Annotated in this window: 18 protein-coding genes and 2 pseudogenes; 9 read left to right on the top strand and 11 right to left on the bottom strand. The window is 60.4% G+C overall.

Translation table 11 applies throughout. From position 1 onward, the window contains the following. Positions 1-137: 137 nt before the first annotated feature. The 5 genes and pseudogenes from LRS56_09045 to LRS56_09025 all read right to left on the bottom strand — a co-directional run bounded on the left by LRS56_09045 (position 138) and on the right by LRS56_09025 (position 5,165). Complete coding sequence (locus LRS56_09045; GenBank protein ID WDU64590.1) at positions 138-755, bottom strand: hydrolase; 618 nt, start codon at positions 753-755, stop codon at positions 138-140. 21 nt (positions 756-776) lie between these two features. Then, positions 777-2,615, bottom strand: a complete 1,839-nt coding sequence (locus LRS56_09040; protein WDU64589.1) for an amidohydrolase — start codon at positions 2,613-2,615, stop codon at positions 777-779. Then, complete coding sequence (locus tag LRS56_09035) at positions 2,612-3,202, bottom strand: antibiotic biosynthesis monooxygenase (GenBank protein WDU64588.1); 591 nt, start codon at positions 3,200-3,202, stop codon at positions 2,612-2,614. Before LRS56_09035 ends, LRS56_09040 begins: the two co-directional genes overlap by 4 nt. A gap of 498 nt (positions 3,203-3,700) precedes the next feature. Continuing rightward, a pseudogene (locus LRS56_09030) lies at positions 3,701-4,287 on the bottom strand (NUDIX domain-containing protein). Between the two features lie 32 nt (positions 4,288-4,319). Next, positions 4,320-5,165 carry an SDR family NAD(P)-dependent oxidoreductase gene (locus LRS56_09025; protein WDU64587.1) on the bottom strand — a complete coding sequence of 282 codons (846 nt, stop codon included), beginning with the start codon at positions 5,163-5,165 and terminating at the stop codon, positions 4,320-4,322. A 163-nt stretch (positions 5,166-5,328) separates the two neighbouring features. Here LRS56_09025 and LRS56_09020 point away from each other — a divergent pair, with 163 nt between their 5' ends. Continuing rightward, on the top strand, positions 5,329-6,255 hold the full coding sequence (locus LRS56_09020) for an alpha/beta hydrolase (protein ID WDU64586.1): 927 nt from the start codon (positions 5,329-5,331) through the stop codon (positions 6,253-6,255). Positions 6,256-6,448: 193 nt separating this feature from the next. On the opposite strand, the gene LRS56_09015 is transcribed toward LRS56_09020, so the two are convergent. Continuing rightward, entirely contained in the window at positions 6,449-7,609 is a 1,161-nt protein-coding gene (locus LRS56_09015; GenBank protein ID WDU64585.1) for an alpha-hydroxy acid oxidase, read from the bottom strand. Between the two features lie 121 nt (positions 7,610-7,730). Here LRS56_09015 and LRS56_09010 point away from each other — a divergent pair, with 121 nt between their 5' ends. Next, positions 7,731-8,516 (top strand): DeoR/GlpR family DNA-binding transcription regulator, encoded by a 786-nt coding sequence (locus LRS56_09010; protein ID WDU64584.1) that lies wholly within the window; start codon positions 7,731-7,733, stop codon positions 8,514-8,516. A gap of 14 nt (positions 8,517-8,530) precedes the next feature. Here LRS56_09010 and LRS56_09005 read toward each other — a convergent pair whose 3' ends face one another. Both LRS56_09005 and LRS56_09000 read right to left on the bottom strand, forming a co-directional pair. Beyond that, positions 8,531-8,962: a DNA methylase gene (locus LRS56_09005; protein ID WDU64583.1), complete on the bottom strand. Its 432-nt coding sequence runs from the start codon at positions 8,960-8,962 to the stop codon at positions 8,531-8,533. A 2-nt stretch (positions 8,963-8,964) separates the two neighbouring features. Continuing rightward, positions 8,965-9,189: a hypothetical protein gene (locus LRS56_09000; protein ID WDU64582.1), complete on the bottom strand. Its 225-nt coding sequence runs from the start codon at positions 9,187-9,189 to the stop codon at positions 8,965-8,967. Positions 9,190-9,391: 202 nt separating this feature from the next. Here LRS56_09000 and LRS56_08995 point away from each other — a divergent pair, with 202 nt between their 5' ends. Then, positions 9,392-9,952, top strand: a complete 561-nt coding sequence (locus LRS56_08995) for a type 1 glutamine amidotransferase (protein WDU64581.1) — start codon at positions 9,392-9,394, stop codon at positions 9,950-9,952. A gap of 58 nt (positions 9,953-10,010) precedes the next feature. Here LRS56_08995 and LRS56_08990 read toward each other — a convergent pair whose 3' ends face one another. Continuing rightward, complete coding sequence (locus tag LRS56_08990; protein ID WDU64580.1) at positions 10,011-10,217, bottom strand: hypothetical protein; 207 nt, start codon at positions 10,215-10,217, stop codon at positions 10,011-10,013. A 134-nt stretch (positions 10,218-10,351) separates the two neighbouring features. Between LRS56_08990 and LRS56_08985 the strand changes: the two genes are divergently transcribed. From LRS56_08985 to LRS56_08970, 4 genes and pseudogenes are all read left to right on the top strand, one after another. After that, a complete protein-coding gene (locus tag LRS56_08985) occupies positions 10,352-10,909 on the top strand; it encodes an ATP-dependent Clp protease proteolytic subunit (protein ID WDU64579.1) in 558 nt (185 codons plus the stop codon). Between the two features lie 189 nt (positions 10,910-11,098). After that, entirely contained in the window at positions 11,099-11,575 is a 477-nt protein-coding gene (locus tag LRS56_08980; GenBank protein ID WDU64578.1) for a hemerythrin domain-containing protein, read from the top strand. A gap of 171 nt (positions 11,576-11,746) precedes the next feature. Continuing rightward, a pseudogene (locus tag LRS56_08975) lies at positions 11,747-11,857 on the top strand (general stress protein). A gap of 64 nt (positions 11,858-11,921) precedes the next feature. Continuing rightward, on the top strand, positions 11,922-12,197 hold the full coding sequence (locus LRS56_08970; GenBank protein ID WDU64577.1) for a hypothetical protein: 276 nt from the start codon (positions 11,922-11,924) through the stop codon (positions 12,195-12,197). 13 nt (positions 12,198-12,210) lie between these two features. Here the strand turns inward: LRS56_08970 and LRS56_08965 are convergent, their stop codons facing one another. Continuing rightward, on the bottom strand, positions 12,211-12,753 hold the full coding sequence (locus tag LRS56_08965) for a putative natural product biosynthesis protein (protein ID WDU64576.1): 543 nt from the start codon (positions 12,751-12,753) through the stop codon (positions 12,211-12,213). A gap of 62 nt (positions 12,754-12,815) precedes the next feature. Then, positions 12,816-13,199: a DUF2946 domain-containing protein gene (locus tag LRS56_08960; GenBank protein ID WDU64575.1), complete on the bottom strand. Its 384-nt coding sequence runs from the start codon at positions 13,197-13,199 to the stop codon at positions 12,816-12,818. A 193-nt stretch (positions 13,200-13,392) separates the two neighbouring features. Between LRS56_08960 and LRS56_08955 the strand changes: the two genes are divergently transcribed. Together LRS56_08955 and LRS56_08950 are read left to right on the top strand one after the other, a co-directional pair. Further along, the gene (locus LRS56_08955; protein ID WDU64574.1) at positions 13,393-13,998 is read left to right on the top strand and encodes an SCO family protein; all 606 of its coding nucleotides are present in this window, start codon (positions 13,393-13,395) and stop codon (positions 13,996-13,998) included. After that, entirely contained in the window at positions 13,998-14,465 is a 468-nt protein-coding gene (locus LRS56_08950; protein WDU64573.1) for a copper chaperone PCu(A)C, read from the top strand. Before LRS56_08955 ends, LRS56_08950 begins: the two co-directional genes overlap by 1 nt. Positions 14,466-14,511 lie beyond the last annotated feature (46 nt).

Genomic DNA, 14,511 nt, shown 5'->3' with positions numbered 1-14,511 from the left:
GCCACACCACAAAATAAAATGTGGGAGCGGGCTTGCTCGCGAATGCGCTGGATCAGTCAATTGATCTATCGACTGACACTGCGTATTCGCGAGCAAGCCCGCTCCCACACTTGAGCAGCGGTGTCATGCAGAACCGGTTACTTGGCAGTGAATGCCGAGTAGCTGTTCATCAGGTTGCGGTAGTTGGGGATGCGCTGGGACAGCAGGTTGGCCAGGCCTTCCATGTCGTTGCGCCAGTCGATCTGCAGCTCGCAGGCCACGGAGAACCAGTTCACCAAGTGCGCGCCCGCTGCGCTCATGCGGGCCCAGGAAGCCCGCTGCACCGCTTCGTTGAAGGTACCGGAAGCATCCGTGACCACGAACACTTCGAAGCCTTCGGCCAGGGCGCACAAGGTTGGGAACGCCACGCAAACGTCGGTGACCACACCCGCGATGATCAATTGCTTACGGCCGGTAGCCTTGACTGCCTTGACGAAGTCTTCGTTGTCCCAGGCGTTGATCTGGCCAGGGCGCGGGATGTACGGCGCGTCGGGGAACATCTCTTTCAACTCGGGCACCAGCGGGCCATTCGGGCCGGATTCAAAGCTGGTGGTCAGAATGGTCGGCAGCTTGAAGAACTTCGCCAAGTCGGCCAGGGCCAGTACGTTGTTCTTGAATTCGTTGGGGGAGAAATCCTGCACCAGCGAGATCAAGCCGGTCTGGTGATCCACCAACAGCACCACTGCATCATCTTTGTTCAAGCGCGAGTAAGTCATGGGTTAACTCCTTTGGGGTTTTCAGAAAGCAAAACACGAACAGCCAAACGCGCCCCAGAAACCCTGGAAGTCGCTGACAGGTACGCTGGAAAGCCGGGCCTTTTCATGGCTGTGGGAATGCACGCCGCAAGGGCCGCTGCATTGGTGAACCTGGGCTTGCAAAGGTGAAGTCGGACGCCAGTGCCCCGGCACCTTGACCACCGGCGACCAGTCCGGCAGCACCGGCACACGCGGCGGTGCGTAATCCTCGAAGTCGCCGGCGCCATACACCACCTTGCCGCCGACCACTGTCAGCACCGATTCGATCCACTTGATGGCTTCTTCATCGACACTGAAAAAATCCGCCGAGAGCGCGGCGACGTCCGCCAGTTGCCCGACCTTGATCTGGCCTTTCTTGCCCTGCTCGGACGAGAACCAGGCGCTGCCATGGGTAAACAGTTCCAGCGCAGTCAGGCGCGGCAAGCCTTCGGCGTGCAGCTCCAGGCCACCCACCGTGCGGCCGCTGACCATCCAGTACAGCGAGGTCCACGGGTTGTAGCTCGACACCCGCGTGGCATCGGTGCCCGCCCCCACCGGTACGCCTTCGGCGAGCATGCGCTTGATCGGCGGCGTGGCTTCGGCGGCCTTGGCGCCGTAACGCTCCACAAAGTATTCGCCCTGGAACGCCATGCGGTCCTGGATCGCAATACCACCGCCGAGGGCGCGCACCCGCTCGATGTTTTGCGGGGTGATGGTTTCGGCATGGTCGAAGAACCACGGCAGGCCGTTGAACGGAATGTCGCGGTTGACCTTCTCGAACACGTCGAGCATGCGCGAGATCGATTCGTCATAGGTGGCGTGCAGACGGAACGGCCAGCGCTGCTCCACCAGATGCCGCACCACCGGCTCCAGTTCCTGCTCCATGGTCAGCGGCAGATCGGGGCGCGGCTCCAGGAAGTCCTCGAAGTCGGCGGCCGAAAACACCAGCATTTCGCCGGCGCCGTTGTGGCGCAGGTAGTCATCGCCCTGGTGCAGGGTGACGCTGCCGGTCCAGTTCTTGAAGTCGCTGAGTTCTTCCTTGGGCTTCTGGGTGAACAGGTTGTAGGCGATGCGCACCGTCAGCTGTTCGTCCTTGGCCAGTTGCTCGATCACCGCGTAGTCATCGGGGTAGTTCTGGAAACCACCGCCGGCATCGATGGCGCTGGTAAGGCCGAGGCGGTTGAGCTCGCGCATAAACTGGCGGGTCGAGTTGACCTGATATTCGAGCGGCAGTTTCGGGCCCTTGGCCAGGGTCGAATACAGAATCATTGCGTTGGGCCGCGCCACCAGCATGCCGGTGGGGTTGCCGTTGCTGTCACGCACAATCTCGCCGCCCGGCGGGTTCGGCGTGTCTTTGGTGTAACCGGCCACGCGCAGGGCAGCGCGGTTGAGCAAGGCGCGATCGTACAGATGCAGCACGAACACCGGAGTGTCCGGCGCGGCCTGGTTGAGTTCTTCCAGGGTGGGCATGCGTTTTTCGGCGAACTGGAATTCGTTCCAGCCGCCGACCACGCGCACCCATTGCGGCGTGGGGGTGCGGTCAGCCTGGTCCTTGAGCATGCGCAGGGCATCGGCCAGGGACGGCACGCCTTCCCAGCGCAGTTCGAGGTTGTAGTTCAACCCGCCACGGATCAGGTGCAGGTGCGAGTCGTTAAGGCCGGGAATCACCGTGCGCCCCTTAAGGTCGATCACCTGGGTGGCGCTGCCACGCAGGGCCATGGCCTCACCGTCGGTGCCGACGGCCACGAAGCGCCCTTGGTGGATGGCGACGGCGGTCGCGCGGGGGTTCTCACGGTCCACAGTGTGGAACTGGCCATTGAACAGGATCAGATCGGCGTTCATAGGGTTTCCTTTACAGAGGCTTCGAGCCAGGGAGCGAACAGACGGGTGGCCGCCGGCATCAGCAGGTAGACCACCAGCACCACGATGGTCACCGTCACCAGGAAGGTGGCGACGACGTAGTTGGACAGGAATGGGTGCAGGCGCAGGATCGGGCCCCACACAATCGGTACGAGCAAGGTCAGCGGCAGGATCACGCACAGGGTGACCACGGCCTGCTTCCAGCGCGGCGGCTTGGCGGCGTTTTCGCTCTCGGGGTTGAACCAGAATTCGTTGAGGCCACCGATTTCGGTCTTGTCGCCGTCGGCTAGCATGGGCGTGGCTTCGGTGATCAGGGTTTTGCGCTCGGGCGAGTCGAGCCAGGTTTCCAGGTCATCGGTGGAGCGGTAGCGCAATACGCAGGTGAACAGGGCCAGGCCGTTCTGTTTGCTGCGTACTACATCCACGCCGAGGTGACCTGGGCGGTCGCCGGCGATGCGCACGATACGGCGCAGCCAGGCTTCGTAGTCGGCTTCGCGGCCTTGTTTGATCAGGTGTTTGACGACCAGGGTGACGACTTCGTCGGGCCCGGTTTTGAGTGCTGGGTCCATGGTTTGCCCCTCTGCCTTGAAATTTCAGCGATGAGGGAGTTTGCGGGGGATGGGGTGGGGAAAAATTGGATGTACGTGCTGTTTGGGGGGTGGGTACCTATCCGTTATTTGGGTGATGGCCACTATGGGTTCCGCTCTTACAGCGGGTTACTTTTGGGTCTTTCTGAAAGTAAAAGCGCTCGTGCCCCACCACTCGACACCTCGCTTAGGCTCGGTGTGCCAGCACTCCGACTTGAATCCGTGGGCCGCCGCCATGAGGTGCTTTTCTGTGGGCGCTGGCTTGCCTGCGATGCTGGCAACTCGGTACGTCAGGCAAACCGAGTTGATGCTTTCGCAGGCCAGCTCCCACATTTGAACCGAGTACGGCTTCAAGCATCAGGTCGCCTCGCTTTGCTTTGCCTACATCCTTACCGAGGCTTTTGATCGTGATAATGACCCGCTGTAAGAGCGGAACCCTAGGAGGCCGTTACCGCAGGCACGGATAGACACCCAACCCCGTCACCACCCCTCCCTCAACATCCTCAACTCCAAATGCTGCAACAACATAATGGTCTTCCCATCCACAATCTCCCCACTGCGCACCATCCCCAACGCCTGCTCAAACCCCAACTCAAGCACCTCGATATCCTCCCCCTCCTCCTCCAGCCCCCGCCAGCGCCAACCCGATCCCCCGGCTGATACTCACCCATAAAAAAGTGAACCCGCTCAGTCACCGACCCCGGGCTCATGAACGCCGCATAGATCTTCTCCACATGCCCTACGCGATACCCGGTCTCTTCCTCAGCCTCCAGGCGAATACGCTCTTCAGGGCTCGCATTGTCCAACAACCCCGCCGCCGCTTCGATCAGGTAACCGGGGTAATCATTGACAAACGTAGGCAGACGAAACTGGCGAATCAGCAGCACCGTGCGCTGCTCACGGTTGTACAGCAGCAAAGTCGCGCCATTGCCCCGGTCATACACCTCGCGGGTCTGGGTTTGCCAACTGCCATCGCGGCGGCGCAGGTCAAAGGTGTACTTCTTCAACACATACCAGTTGTCAGAAAGGGTCTGTTCGGCAGTAATACGAACGGGGTTGTTATCCATGGCGGGGGCTTTGCTCAAAGAGGTCATAGGGTTCACGCTTGTTTGATGTGGTGCCACGCAGCGGCAACGGCTTCAGCAGTGCCGGCCCTGACCCGTGCCAGGTCTCGCGGGTAATCCACCCCAGGGTTTTCAGTGAAACGCGTGGCAGTGAATTGCCCATTGCTGGCACGCAGGATGTAGCCCGTGTCCAGGCACTGCGCGGAAGCAAGAAACACCACCCCCGGCGTCACCCACTCCGGCTTGAGCTCATCCGGCGCTTCGGTGACGCCCCACATGCGCGTCTTGGCCACCGGCGAAATCGCATTGACCTTGATGCCGGCCTCGGTGCCCTCATGGCTCAGCGCATTCATGATGCCCAACTGCGCCATCTTGCCGGCACTGTAGGCCACCAGGCCGGTCTGCTCATACTGCGCATACATGGCCCGGTCGGAGGTGGTGAGAATGATGCGCGGCGCAGATGAACGCAGCAGGTGCGGCCAGGCGTGTTTGCACAGCCACAGCGGCGCGTACAGGTTGATGTCCATGGCGCGTTGCAGGAACGCGGCATCCAGGTCTTGAATGTTCTGGTAACCGACCCAGCCGGCGTTATGAATCAGGATATCGAGCTGCCCGTGTGCCTCGATGGCAGAGGCGATCAGTTGCCGGCAGCCCTCATCCGTGGACACGTCGCCGCCGTGCCCGATCACCGCCAGCCCTTCGGCTTGCAGCGCCTGGGCCGCCGCCTGCACCACCGAAGCGTCGCTGCCTGCGCCCACGCTGTCGGCGCCGATGTCGCTGATCACCACTCGGGCACCCGCCTGGGCCAGCGCCCGTGCATAGCTGAGCCCCAACCCGCGTGCGCCGCCGGTGACAATCGCAGTTTTGCCTGTGAAATCCATGTGCTTGCTCTCCTGTTCGGCCGCCCACCCTAACAACCCGGGCGTGGGTTGTTCAATGCTGTAACACTTTGCAAGCAATCCCGGTGGGCGACCGTCGAATTAATTCCTGCCCGCCCAGGCCATCTGGTAAAAACCCTGCTTCACCTTTGCCCATGGAACCTTCATGCACTCTCGTTTTCTGTCTCGCCTGAGCCTGCGCTGGCTGCCCCTGCTGTGCATGGCGTTGCTGATCGTCGGCCTGCCGGTGGGGTGCGCCGCGCTGCAACACAAGGAGCGCGAGCTGGTGTTTCGTATAGAACCCGGCACCGCCAGTTGGTACAGCGGCTTGCCCAAGGCCGTGCAGGAGTTCGAACTCAAGCCCGCCAGTTTCAAATCGGGGCAGAACATTCATGGCTGGTGGTACCCGGCGGCCAAGCCGGACGCGCCGGCGATTCTGTACCTGCATGGCGTGCGCTGGAACCTTACCGGGCAGTTGTTTCGCATCGAGCAATTGCATGCATTGGGTTACTCGGTGCTGGCCATCGACTATCGCGGTTTCGGCCAGAGCCACGGTGATTTGCCGTCGGAAACCAGCGTCTACGAAGACGCGCGCATCGCCTGGGAACGCTTCCAGGTGCTGCAACCCGACCCGGGCAAACGCCTGATCTACGGCCACTCCCTGGGTGGCGCGGTGGCCATCGACCTGGCCGCCGAGCTGGGCAAGCAAACGCCGCTACCGGTGCGCGGGCTGGTAATCGAATCAACCTTCACCTCCCTGGCGGATGTAGCCACGGCGGTAGCCAACACCTCATTGCCGGTGCGCTGGTTGCTGTCGCAGAAGTTCGATTCCATCGACAAAATTGCCGACGTGCATATGCCGCTGCTGGTGGTGCACGGCCTTGCCGATCAGTACGTGCCGCCGCGTTTCAGCCAGCAATTGTTTGAAGCCGCCCAGGAACCCAAACGGTTACTGCTGGTACCCGGCGCCACACATAACAACAGCATGAGCCTGGCCGGTCGCAATTATGCTCAGGCATTGGAAAAGCTGATGCGAGAGAAAATGCCGGCGCAGGTGGTGACGCACTCCACAGGCCACAACGGCGACTCATAAAAACCACTTTTCGGCACTGGGTTCGCGCTTGCCTGTCAAGCGCAAACCCTGCCCATACTGGCCCTCGTCAGAATTTGATCAAATATTAACCGAAGGTTAAATCGCCAACCCTGCCGGGCCTTCGCAAAGTTATCCACAGAGATACCCACGGTTTTCGTGGACAACTCTTTTTAATTTTTTACGATTTTTTTGCTCAAAAACCGTTTTCGGGAAAGGTGCCGGGCAACAAAATCTCCCGATTCACATCGCGTATATCGTTATAGCCACACAGCGCCATCGATACATCGAGCTCGCGGGCGATGATCTCAAGCGCCTTGGTCACCCCTGCCTCACCCATCGCGCCCAAACCATACAAATGCGGCCGCCCGATCATGGTGCCTTTGGCGCCCAACGCCATCGCCTTGAGTACGTCCTGGCCGGAACGAATGCCGCCGTCCAGCCACACTTCGATGCGCTCGCCCACCGCCTCTACAATCGCCGGCAGTTGGCTGATGCTCGACGGTGCGCCATCCAGCTGGCGGCCACCGTGGTTGCTCACCACCAATGCATCGGCGCCGGAGTTCGCCGCCAGGCGTGCGTCCTCTACATCGAGGATGCCCTTGATGATCAGCTTGCCGCCCCAGCACTTCTTGATCCACTCCACATCGTCCCAGCTCAGCCGTGGGTCGAATTGCTGGGCGGTCCATGACGACAGCGAGCTCATGTCCGCCACGCCTTTGACATGCCCGACGATATTGCCGAACCCGTGGCGTTTGGTGCCGAGCATGCCCATCACCCAGCGCGGCTTGGTCATCATGTTGAGGATATTCGGCACGGTCAGCCTGGGTGGCGCCGACAGTCCGTTGATCAGGTCCTTGTGGCGTTGCCCGAGAATCTGCAGGTCCAGGGTCAGCACCAGTGCATCCACACCGGCCGCCTTGGCGCGCTCGATCAATTGCTCGATAAAGGCGCGGTCGCGCATCACATACAGCTGGAACCAGAACGGCTGGCCAACGTGCTCGGCAATGTCTTCCAGCGAACAGATACTCATGGTCGACAAGGTATAGCGCAGGCCAAACGCGGCGGCGGCGCGGGCCGTGAGAATCTCGCCATCGGCATGCTGCATGCCGGCCAGGCCCGTGGGAGCGAGGGCGACCGGCATGGCCATGTCCTGGCCGATCATGCTGGCGCGGATCGAGCGCTCGTCGATATTGCGCGCCACCCGCTGGCGAAACTTGATGCGGGCAAAATCGCTCTCGTTCGCCCGGTAGGTGCTCTCAGTCCAGGAGCCGGAATCGGCGTAGTCGTAAAACATCCGTGGGACACGTTTTTGCGCCAGCTTGCGTAAGTCTTCGATGGTTGTGATCAACGACATCTAGGTCACCTCTCCCTGAACTGAACACTGAGAGTAACCGCCCATCGGCTGCGCAACCAGCCATTGCGTTTATATCGGCCGGCGACTAACCTCGCACAAACCCGCAAAAAAGCGCAAAACCATGCACAGCACTCATCAAGCCATCGACCTGCCTTCACTGCGCAAACAAAAAATCCTGCTGCTACTGGAACGCGACGGCAAAGTCACCGCCGCAGAACTGGTGGAGCATTTTGCCGTGTCCCAGGACACCATCCGCCGCGACCTCGGTGAACTGGCCGCGGCCGGCCTGTTGCAGCGCGTGCACGGCGGCGCCCTGCCCCGGCCCAAAGACACCGGCAAAGACTTCTTCACCCGTGTCGGCGAGACCAACGAGGCCAAGCGCCGCCTGGCACAACTGGCGGCTGAACGCGTTGAAGATGGGCAAATTGTGCTGTTCGATTCCGGCTCCACCACGTTGCAGATCGCCCAGTCATTGCCGCGTTCGATCCGCCTTACCGTGGTTACGCCGTCCCCGATGATTGCCATCGCCCTGGCGGACCATCCCGAGGTAAAAGTAATCCTCGCCGGTGGCCAGCTCAACCCGGCCACCTTGTCCACCAGCGGCCAGGAAGCCGTGCGCCTGATCCAGAGCATCAAGGCCGACCTGCTGTTTACCGGCGTGTGCGCACTGCATCCGCAAGTGGGCATCAGCTCGCTGCATTTTGATGAGGTGGCGGTCAAACAAGCCTTGCTCGACAGTGCCTCGCATGTGATAGCGGTGACCCTGGCGGACAAACTGGGGGCGGTAGAACCCTTTGTGGTCGCGCCCTGCAATCGCATCCACACACTGATCACCGAGTGGCATGTGCCGAGTGTGGAGGCGTATGAGCAGTTAGGCTTGGAAGTACTGCGGGTGGAGGTCGAGTAAGGACGGCGCAGCCTTCAAAACAACACCTTCGCCGCATCGCGCATGAAAATCTCGATGGTCTTGGGCCCCACGCCGTCGAATTCCCCCAGGCGTTTTTCGAACGCCTGGCGGTCTTCGCTGGCGCTGCGGATGTGGGTGATCTTGCCGGCGTACTCGGCGTTGAGCTTGGCGCTCAGGTCCAACAGGCGCTGAGCGGTGGACTCGTCGTAACGCACGTAATGCGCACGCCCCAGCATCGAGACCAGCTCACGCGACGTGCAGTGCTGCAGCTTGCGCGGCGTATCGCGCCCCTGTTCCTCGACAATCACTCTGTACGCCTGCGCCGCAATGGGCGCCTGGATGCGCTTGCCCATCAGGAAGCTGGCGACAAACCACTTGAACAGGCCGGCGTCATCCTCGGGCTTGAGCTCGATGCCCAGTTCAGACGCCGAAATAGCCTTGGCCATGCTCAGTGGCCCAACTTACGCTCGACCTTGGCGGCCTGCTCGTTGATGGCGTCGGTCTGGCGCTCGGTTTGTTTTATCGACGTAGGGGTGAGCACCTTATCGACCGTTTCGGTCTTGGGGTTCGGGTGCTCCAGGGTCTCGCCCTTGGCGGCTTTGTCCGTGCCTTTTTGCGCCTGTTCGGAGCTGATGGGGTCTGGGGTTTTATCGGCAGTCTGGTGATCGGTCACGTTGAATTCTCCTGGTTGTTCAAGCCCTGCAAAAAGCCGCAGGCACCTATGCAGCAGAGGCCTTCAGATGTTGATAGTTCAAGGAAATTGCCGTGACTGACCATTGGAGAAATAAGCGCAAATTAATTTAAACCTTTGCCGCTCGAACTCGATCCACTCCCCATATCGTTTCTGCAATCCACCCATCGGGAGACACTCAATCATGAGTTCGACACTCAACGGCAAGCACATCCTGATCATCACCTCCAACACCGGCATCGAACGCGACGAGCTGCTCAAGCCTCTGGAAGCATTGCGCGGCTACGGCGCGACGGTAACCCACGGTTCCAGCAAAGGCGGCACCACCCAGACCTTTGTCGGCGACACCGAAAAGGACCAAACCGTGGAGTCCGACGTGCAACTGTCGGACGTGGCCAGCAGCGACTTTGACGCGCTGGTGATCCCCGGCGGCACCGTCAACGCCGACACCCTGCGCCAGGACGCTGCCGCGCTGCGGCTGATCAACGACTTCGTCAAGGCCGGCAAAACCGTGGCCGCAATCTGTCACGGGCCGTGGGCGCTGATCGATGCGGGCGTGATCAAGGGCAAGACCCTGACCTCCTACAAAAGCGTGCGCATCGACCTGGAAAACGCCGGTGCCGCCGGTTGGGTAGATGCCGAGGTCAAGCAGTGCAAGGCCAATGGCTGGACGCTGATCACCTCGCGCACGCCGGATGATCTGCCGGCCTTCAGTGAGGCGATTGCCAACGCCGTCGCGGGCTGATTTGCCGCCCACAAAAAAACAGGCGCCCATCGGCGCCTGTTTTTTTTGCGAATACCGCTTAAGTTTTACGCTGGTCCGGCATCTCCCGTTTAGGCCCGAACATGGCCCACGCGATCAGCCCGAACAACGGCACGAAAATCAGGATCACCAGCCACAACCCCTTGGTCTCCCAGCCGCCGGTGCTGCGCAATACGATATTGATCGCCCACAATTCCAACAGCAGCAGAATCACCGCCAATGCGATCCAGATATATTCTATTTGCATGGTTCACCTCCTGAGGTCTATGCATTAGGTCAAGCATCTGGCGCGAGGGTTCCATCCAATTTGCAGCACATCCCGGGCAACGTTCTAGACTCAACCCCAAGTCACCCTCTTGCATTACCTACTGGAGGTTCAGGATGACCGAGCACGTTATCCACTTTCATTGCCAGATCGACCAGGGCACCACCGAACGCTTTCGCGACTGCTGCCTGGATGCGATTGAAGAAGGTGCCAGCTCCCTGCTGCTGAACCTGTCGACCACCGGCGGCAGCACCAATTTCGGCTTCACCCTCTACACCTTCCTCAAGGCCCTGCCGGTGCCGTTGTGCGCGATCAACGCGGGCAATATCGAATCCATGGGCATCATTCTGTTCCTGGCCGCCAACCGCCGCATCACCACGCCGCATTCGCGGTTTTTGATCCACCCGATGAACTGGTATTTCAGCCAGAGTTCGGTGGACCACCAGCGCCTGCGCGAGTACCTGTCCAGCCTGGATAATGACCTGGCGCGCTACGTGAAAATCTATGAGTTGGAGACCGTTCAGGCCGAGACCCAGCTGGATATTTTCAAGTGCCTGTCGGCCGAAGAAAAAGTCATCGCCGCCCATGAATCACTGGCCTACGGGATTGCCCATGAGGTCAAGCAAGTGGTGTTCGCCGAAGACATCAAGCATTGGAAAGTCAGCGGCGGCTAGCGTCGGTGTAATGCAACCTGCAGATTGCCCGACCATGCAAGCTGCACGACGAGCGCCACCGAGGCTGCGAGCCAATCCATTGATTTTTAAGCTATTTATAAAATAATTCAAGTTGGTACAACTGATGCAACACCTACCGGACGAGGCGTGCACTTCGACGCGCCCGCTTGCTATCCGTGAGGTTTCACCATGAATGCCATCGACCTTCTCAAAGCTGACCATGAACGCGTCAAAGCGCTGTTGACCCAACTGAGCGAGTCCACCGAACGCGGCGTGAAAAAACGCACCGAACTGCTGGCCAAACTCGAAATGGAAATCAGCCTGCACACCCAGCTTGAAGAAGAGATTCTTTACCCGGCCTTCCGTAAAGCCGGCGGCAAAGAGCAAGACATCATGTACCACGAAGCCAAGGAAGAGCACCGCACCGTCGACTCCCTAGTACTGCCCGATCTGAAGCAGACCGAGCCGTCCACTACTGAGTTTTCCGGGCGGGTCAAAGTGGTCAAGGAGCTGCTGGAGCACCATATCGAAGAAGAGGAAACCGAGATGTTTCCACAGGCCAGGAAGCTGTTAGGCAAGGCCGTGCTGGAAGAACTTGGCGCAGAAATGGAAGCCATGAAAGCGGCCCACAAAAAAGCCATGGGAGGCAAGCCGCTGGCGGCGTAACGCCCATTCGTCGCATGACCACGAAGTTTTTCAAACTTTGCTTTCGATTGTGCATTCCCAATTAGGCGACACCATTGATTCACTCACTCATTGATGAGGGATTTGAAAATGGCTACCAGCGGAAAAACCACCACAGGCGCAGGCGGAAAAGCCAAGCCTGACATGCCGAAAAAAAGCGGCGGTCAAGGCTCCGGCGGCAACTTTGCCAACGACCGCGAAAAGGCATCTGAAGCCGGTAAAAAAGGCGGGGCGCACAGCTCCGGCGGCGGCAAGAAGTCTTGATTGAAGCACACTGGGGCCCGGATTTTCCGGGCTTCAGCTTTGTTCACTGCAAGGGGATTGCGTCATGAAGACCAGAATTTCCCAAAGGATGTTGCTTATCGTCGGCCTGTCAGCCTTGTTGGCCACGCCTGCCTTCGCCGCCTTCGGCGATGACACCGCGCCGCCACCGAGTTCGCTGAGCGACAGCGGCGCAGCCGGCTCCGCGTTGCCGCCCGGCACCTATCCCAGCAGCCCAGCGGACAGCAACAAAAAAGCCGAACCAGCGCCGAAAGACAAACCCCCGGCCAAGCGCCCCAGCCCCAAGACTGAAAAAAACAAAGCCCCGCGTACCGGCAGCTAGGGCTTCACAGGTGCTAAGGCACCGGCAGCCAGCCGCTGAACTCTCCCCGAACGCTCAACGCGCTCCAGGCGAAATCCCATTCAGGCACGGGCAATACCTGATGTTCGGCGGCCGCTATCGGGGTGCCCTTCCAATCGAACACCGTCGAACCTCGCCAGGCCAGCACTACACCCGGCGCCTGGCTCTGGTCCGTGCCGATCCAACGCGCCGCTGCTGCGGCCATCAGGCTTTCGATGGGTTCCTGGTCGATCTGCAGGCGATACGCCGAGCCCAGCAGCCAGCGGCACACGTTCAGGTGGTAGGTCCAATCCTGCGCCGGCTGGTTGCGGTAGGCCCAGGTCATGAAGCTGCGAAACAGGTTGAGGCCCTCGGGCGGGTCGAGCTTGAGCAGCGCCGGGCAGATATCGAACAAGGTGTGCCAATACGGCAACAGGCGCGCATCCAGGTGCACGAAGCAGCGGCAATTGCTCGGGTACTCAGGCGGCGGGGGCTCGGCGCGCAGGCGACGGGATGCCCTGGCCAGGCGGCTGGCGCCTGCAGGCAACAGGTGATTCATAAAACGCTCTCACAGTCGTGACGATAGAACGCCCCCTGGTCACAGGAGGCCCAAGGCACACGTCAGAAAGCGGGGGAAGCGCGGGGGTTGGCCGACGGCCAGGAATAACGCGGCGGCGCCTTGTTGCGCCGCTCGTGGGCCGGACGCGGGGGTTGCCCAAGGCCCAACAGCCAGGCAAGGCCGATCAGGAACACCAGCGCAACGCTGAGGGCATTGCACACCGGGCAGGCAAAGTAGTTCGAGATGTTGCTGGAAGCTGGGCTGCCCAACCCTTTGTCGGAAAGTGGCGCCTGGCTGCCGTCCACCGAACAGAACTCGCCGCCGATGCCATTGAGCTGCTGGCCCGTCATCTGCCCATGCCCCAAACCGCAGACGAACAGGTTCATCAGCACGCAGAAGTACAGGGCCCAGGCGATCAGCGAACGGTCGGGGTGGCTCAATTTCATGGCGGCGACTCTACCACCAGAGCGGCAGAAGAATGAAGCGTCGCGCCACCTGTGGCAGAACGTCGCAGATTACGCGCACTGGCCAGGGTTGGTAGACTGGGCGCCCTCCTCGTTTCTTCTTTTCAATGCCTGCTTTTCAAAGCCTGATATGTAGATTCAAAGCAATGCAGGCGTTTCACAGGATGCACAGTTGATGAGTACGTTATTCACCCGCCGCAAGGTTCTGACCGGCATGAGCCTGCTGGGTCTGGGCCTGCTGGCCGGTTGTGACAACAGCCCAAAACTGAACTTCAAGTACGGTAAAGACTTGAGTGACAAGATCATGGGCCGCACCTTCAAGCTCAAGAACACCGAGGGTGACACCGTCACCTTGAGTTCATACCGTGGCCTGATGCCGGTGGTGTTCTTCGGCTTCACCCAGTGCCCGGCCGTGTGCCCGACTACCCTCGCCCGCGCCGCCCAGGCCAAGAAACTGATGGGCCGTGACGGCGAAATCATGCAGGTGATCTTTATCACCCTGGACCCGGAGCGTGACACGCCGGAGATTCTCGACAAGTATGTCAAAGCCTTCGACCCCAGCTTCGAAGCACTGTACGGCACCCCGGAAGAAATCGCCGTGGCCGCCAAGGAATTCGGGATCTTTTATGAAAAGATCCCCGCCGGCGACACTTACACCCTGTCGCACACGGCCACCAGCTTCGTGTTCGACACACGCGGCAACCTGCGCCTGGGCCTACAGGCATCCCTTACCGCTAAAGAGTGCGCAGAAGACCTGCTCACCGTCATGGAGGTCTGCTAATGACTGCCGTTCAACACCTCAAGCACACCCTGATCGGCCTCTCCCTGTTGGGCCTCGCCGCGCACGCCAGTGCCCAGGTGCTGGTCACCGATGCATGGGTGCGTGCCTCCGTGCCGGGCCAGCCGTCCAGCGGCGCGTTCATGACCGTGACCGCCGACAGCGACAGCAAGCTGCTGAGCGTGGCCTCGCCGGTCGCTAAAGATGTGCAGATCCATGAAATGAGCATGAAAGACGATGTGATGCGCATGGGCCCCGTGGACTCGGTGGCATTGCCCGCAGGCAAAGCGGTCAAGCTCGACCCGGACGGTTATCACGTGATGCTGATGGGCCTGACCGGCCAGATCAAGGAAGGCGACCAAGTACCGCTGACCCTCACGGTGGAAAACGCCAAGGGCGAGAAGCAAAAAGTTGAAGTGAAAGCCGCAGCCCGTGGCCTGGATGGCATGGACCACAGCAAGATGCACTGACCTGCTACCACTGAACTGCCTATGTGGCGAGCGGGCTTCCCCGCGT

It is taken from the genome of Pseudomonas poae (genome assembly GCA_028869255.1).
In the GTDB taxonomy this organism is placed as follows: domain Bacteria; phylum Pseudomonadota; class Gammaproteobacteria; order Pseudomonadales; family Pseudomonadaceae; genus Aquipseudomonas; species Aquipseudomonas poae_C.
The sequence above is the reverse complement of the archived record's forward strand: the minus strand, read 5'-3'. Positions and strand labels throughout refer to the sequence as shown.

Bases quoted from the DNA above. Each gene is read 5' to 3' on its own strand.
- LRS56_09045 (WDU64590.1), bottom strand. From the start codon at position 755: ATGACTTACTCGCGCTTGAACAAAGATGATGCAGTGGTGCTGTTGGTG.
- LRS56_09040 (WDU64589.1), bottom strand. From the start codon at position 2,615: ATGAACGCCGATCTGATCCTGTTCAATGGCCAGTTCCACACTGTGGAC.
- LRS56_09035 (WDU64588.1), bottom strand. From the start codon at position 3,202: ATGGACCCAGCACTCAAAACCGGGCCCGACGAAGTCGTCACCCTGGTC.
- LRS56_09025 (WDU64587.1), bottom strand. From the start codon at position 5,165: ATGGATTTCACAGGCAAAACTGCGATTGTCACCGGCGGCGCACGCGGG.
- LRS56_09020 (WDU64586.1), top strand. From the start codon at position 5,329: ATGCACTCTCGTTTTCTGTCTCGCCTGAGCCTGCGCTGGCTGCCCCTG.
- LRS56_09015 (WDU64585.1), bottom strand. From the start codon at position 7,609: ATGTCGTTGATCACAACCATCGAAGACTTACGCAAGCTGGCGCAAAAA.
- LRS56_09010 (WDU64584.1), top strand. From the start codon at position 7,731: ATGCACAGCACTCATCAAGCCATCGACCTGCCTTCACTGCGCAAACAA.
- LRS56_09005 (WDU64583.1), bottom strand. From the start codon at position 8,962: ATGGCCAAGGCTATTTCGGCGTCTGAACTGGGCATCGAGCTCAAGCCC.
- LRS56_08995 (WDU64581.1), top strand. From the start codon at position 9,392: ATGAGTTCGACACTCAACGGCAAGCACATCCTGATCATCACCTCCAAC.
- LRS56_08990 (WDU64580.1), bottom strand. From the start codon at position 10,217: ATGCAAATAGAATATATCTGGATCGCATTGGCGGTGATTCTGCTGCTG.
- LRS56_08985 (WDU64579.1), top strand. From the start codon at position 10,352: ATGACCGAGCACGTTATCCACTTTCATTGCCAGATCGACCAGGGCACC.
- LRS56_08980 (WDU64578.1), top strand. From the start codon at position 11,099: ATGAATGCCATCGACCTTCTCAAAGCTGACCATGAACGCGTCAAAGCG.
- LRS56_08970 (WDU64577.1), top strand. From the start codon at position 11,922: ATGAAGACCAGAATTTCCCAAAGGATGTTGCTTATCGTCGGCCTGTCA.
- LRS56_08965 (WDU64576.1), bottom strand. From the start codon at position 12,753: ATGAATCACCTGTTGCCTGCAGGCGCCAGCCGCCTGGCCAGGGCATCC.
- LRS56_08960 (WDU64575.1), bottom strand. From the start codon at position 13,199: ATGAAATTGAGCCACCCCGACCGTTCGCTGATCGCCTGGGCCCTGTAC.
- LRS56_08955 (WDU64574.1), top strand. From the start codon at position 13,393: ATGAGTACGTTATTCACCCGCCGCAAGGTTCTGACCGGCATGAGCCTG.
- LRS56_08950 (WDU64573.1), top strand. From the start codon at position 13,998: ATGACTGCCGTTCAACACCTCAAGCACACCCTGATCGGCCTCTCCCTG.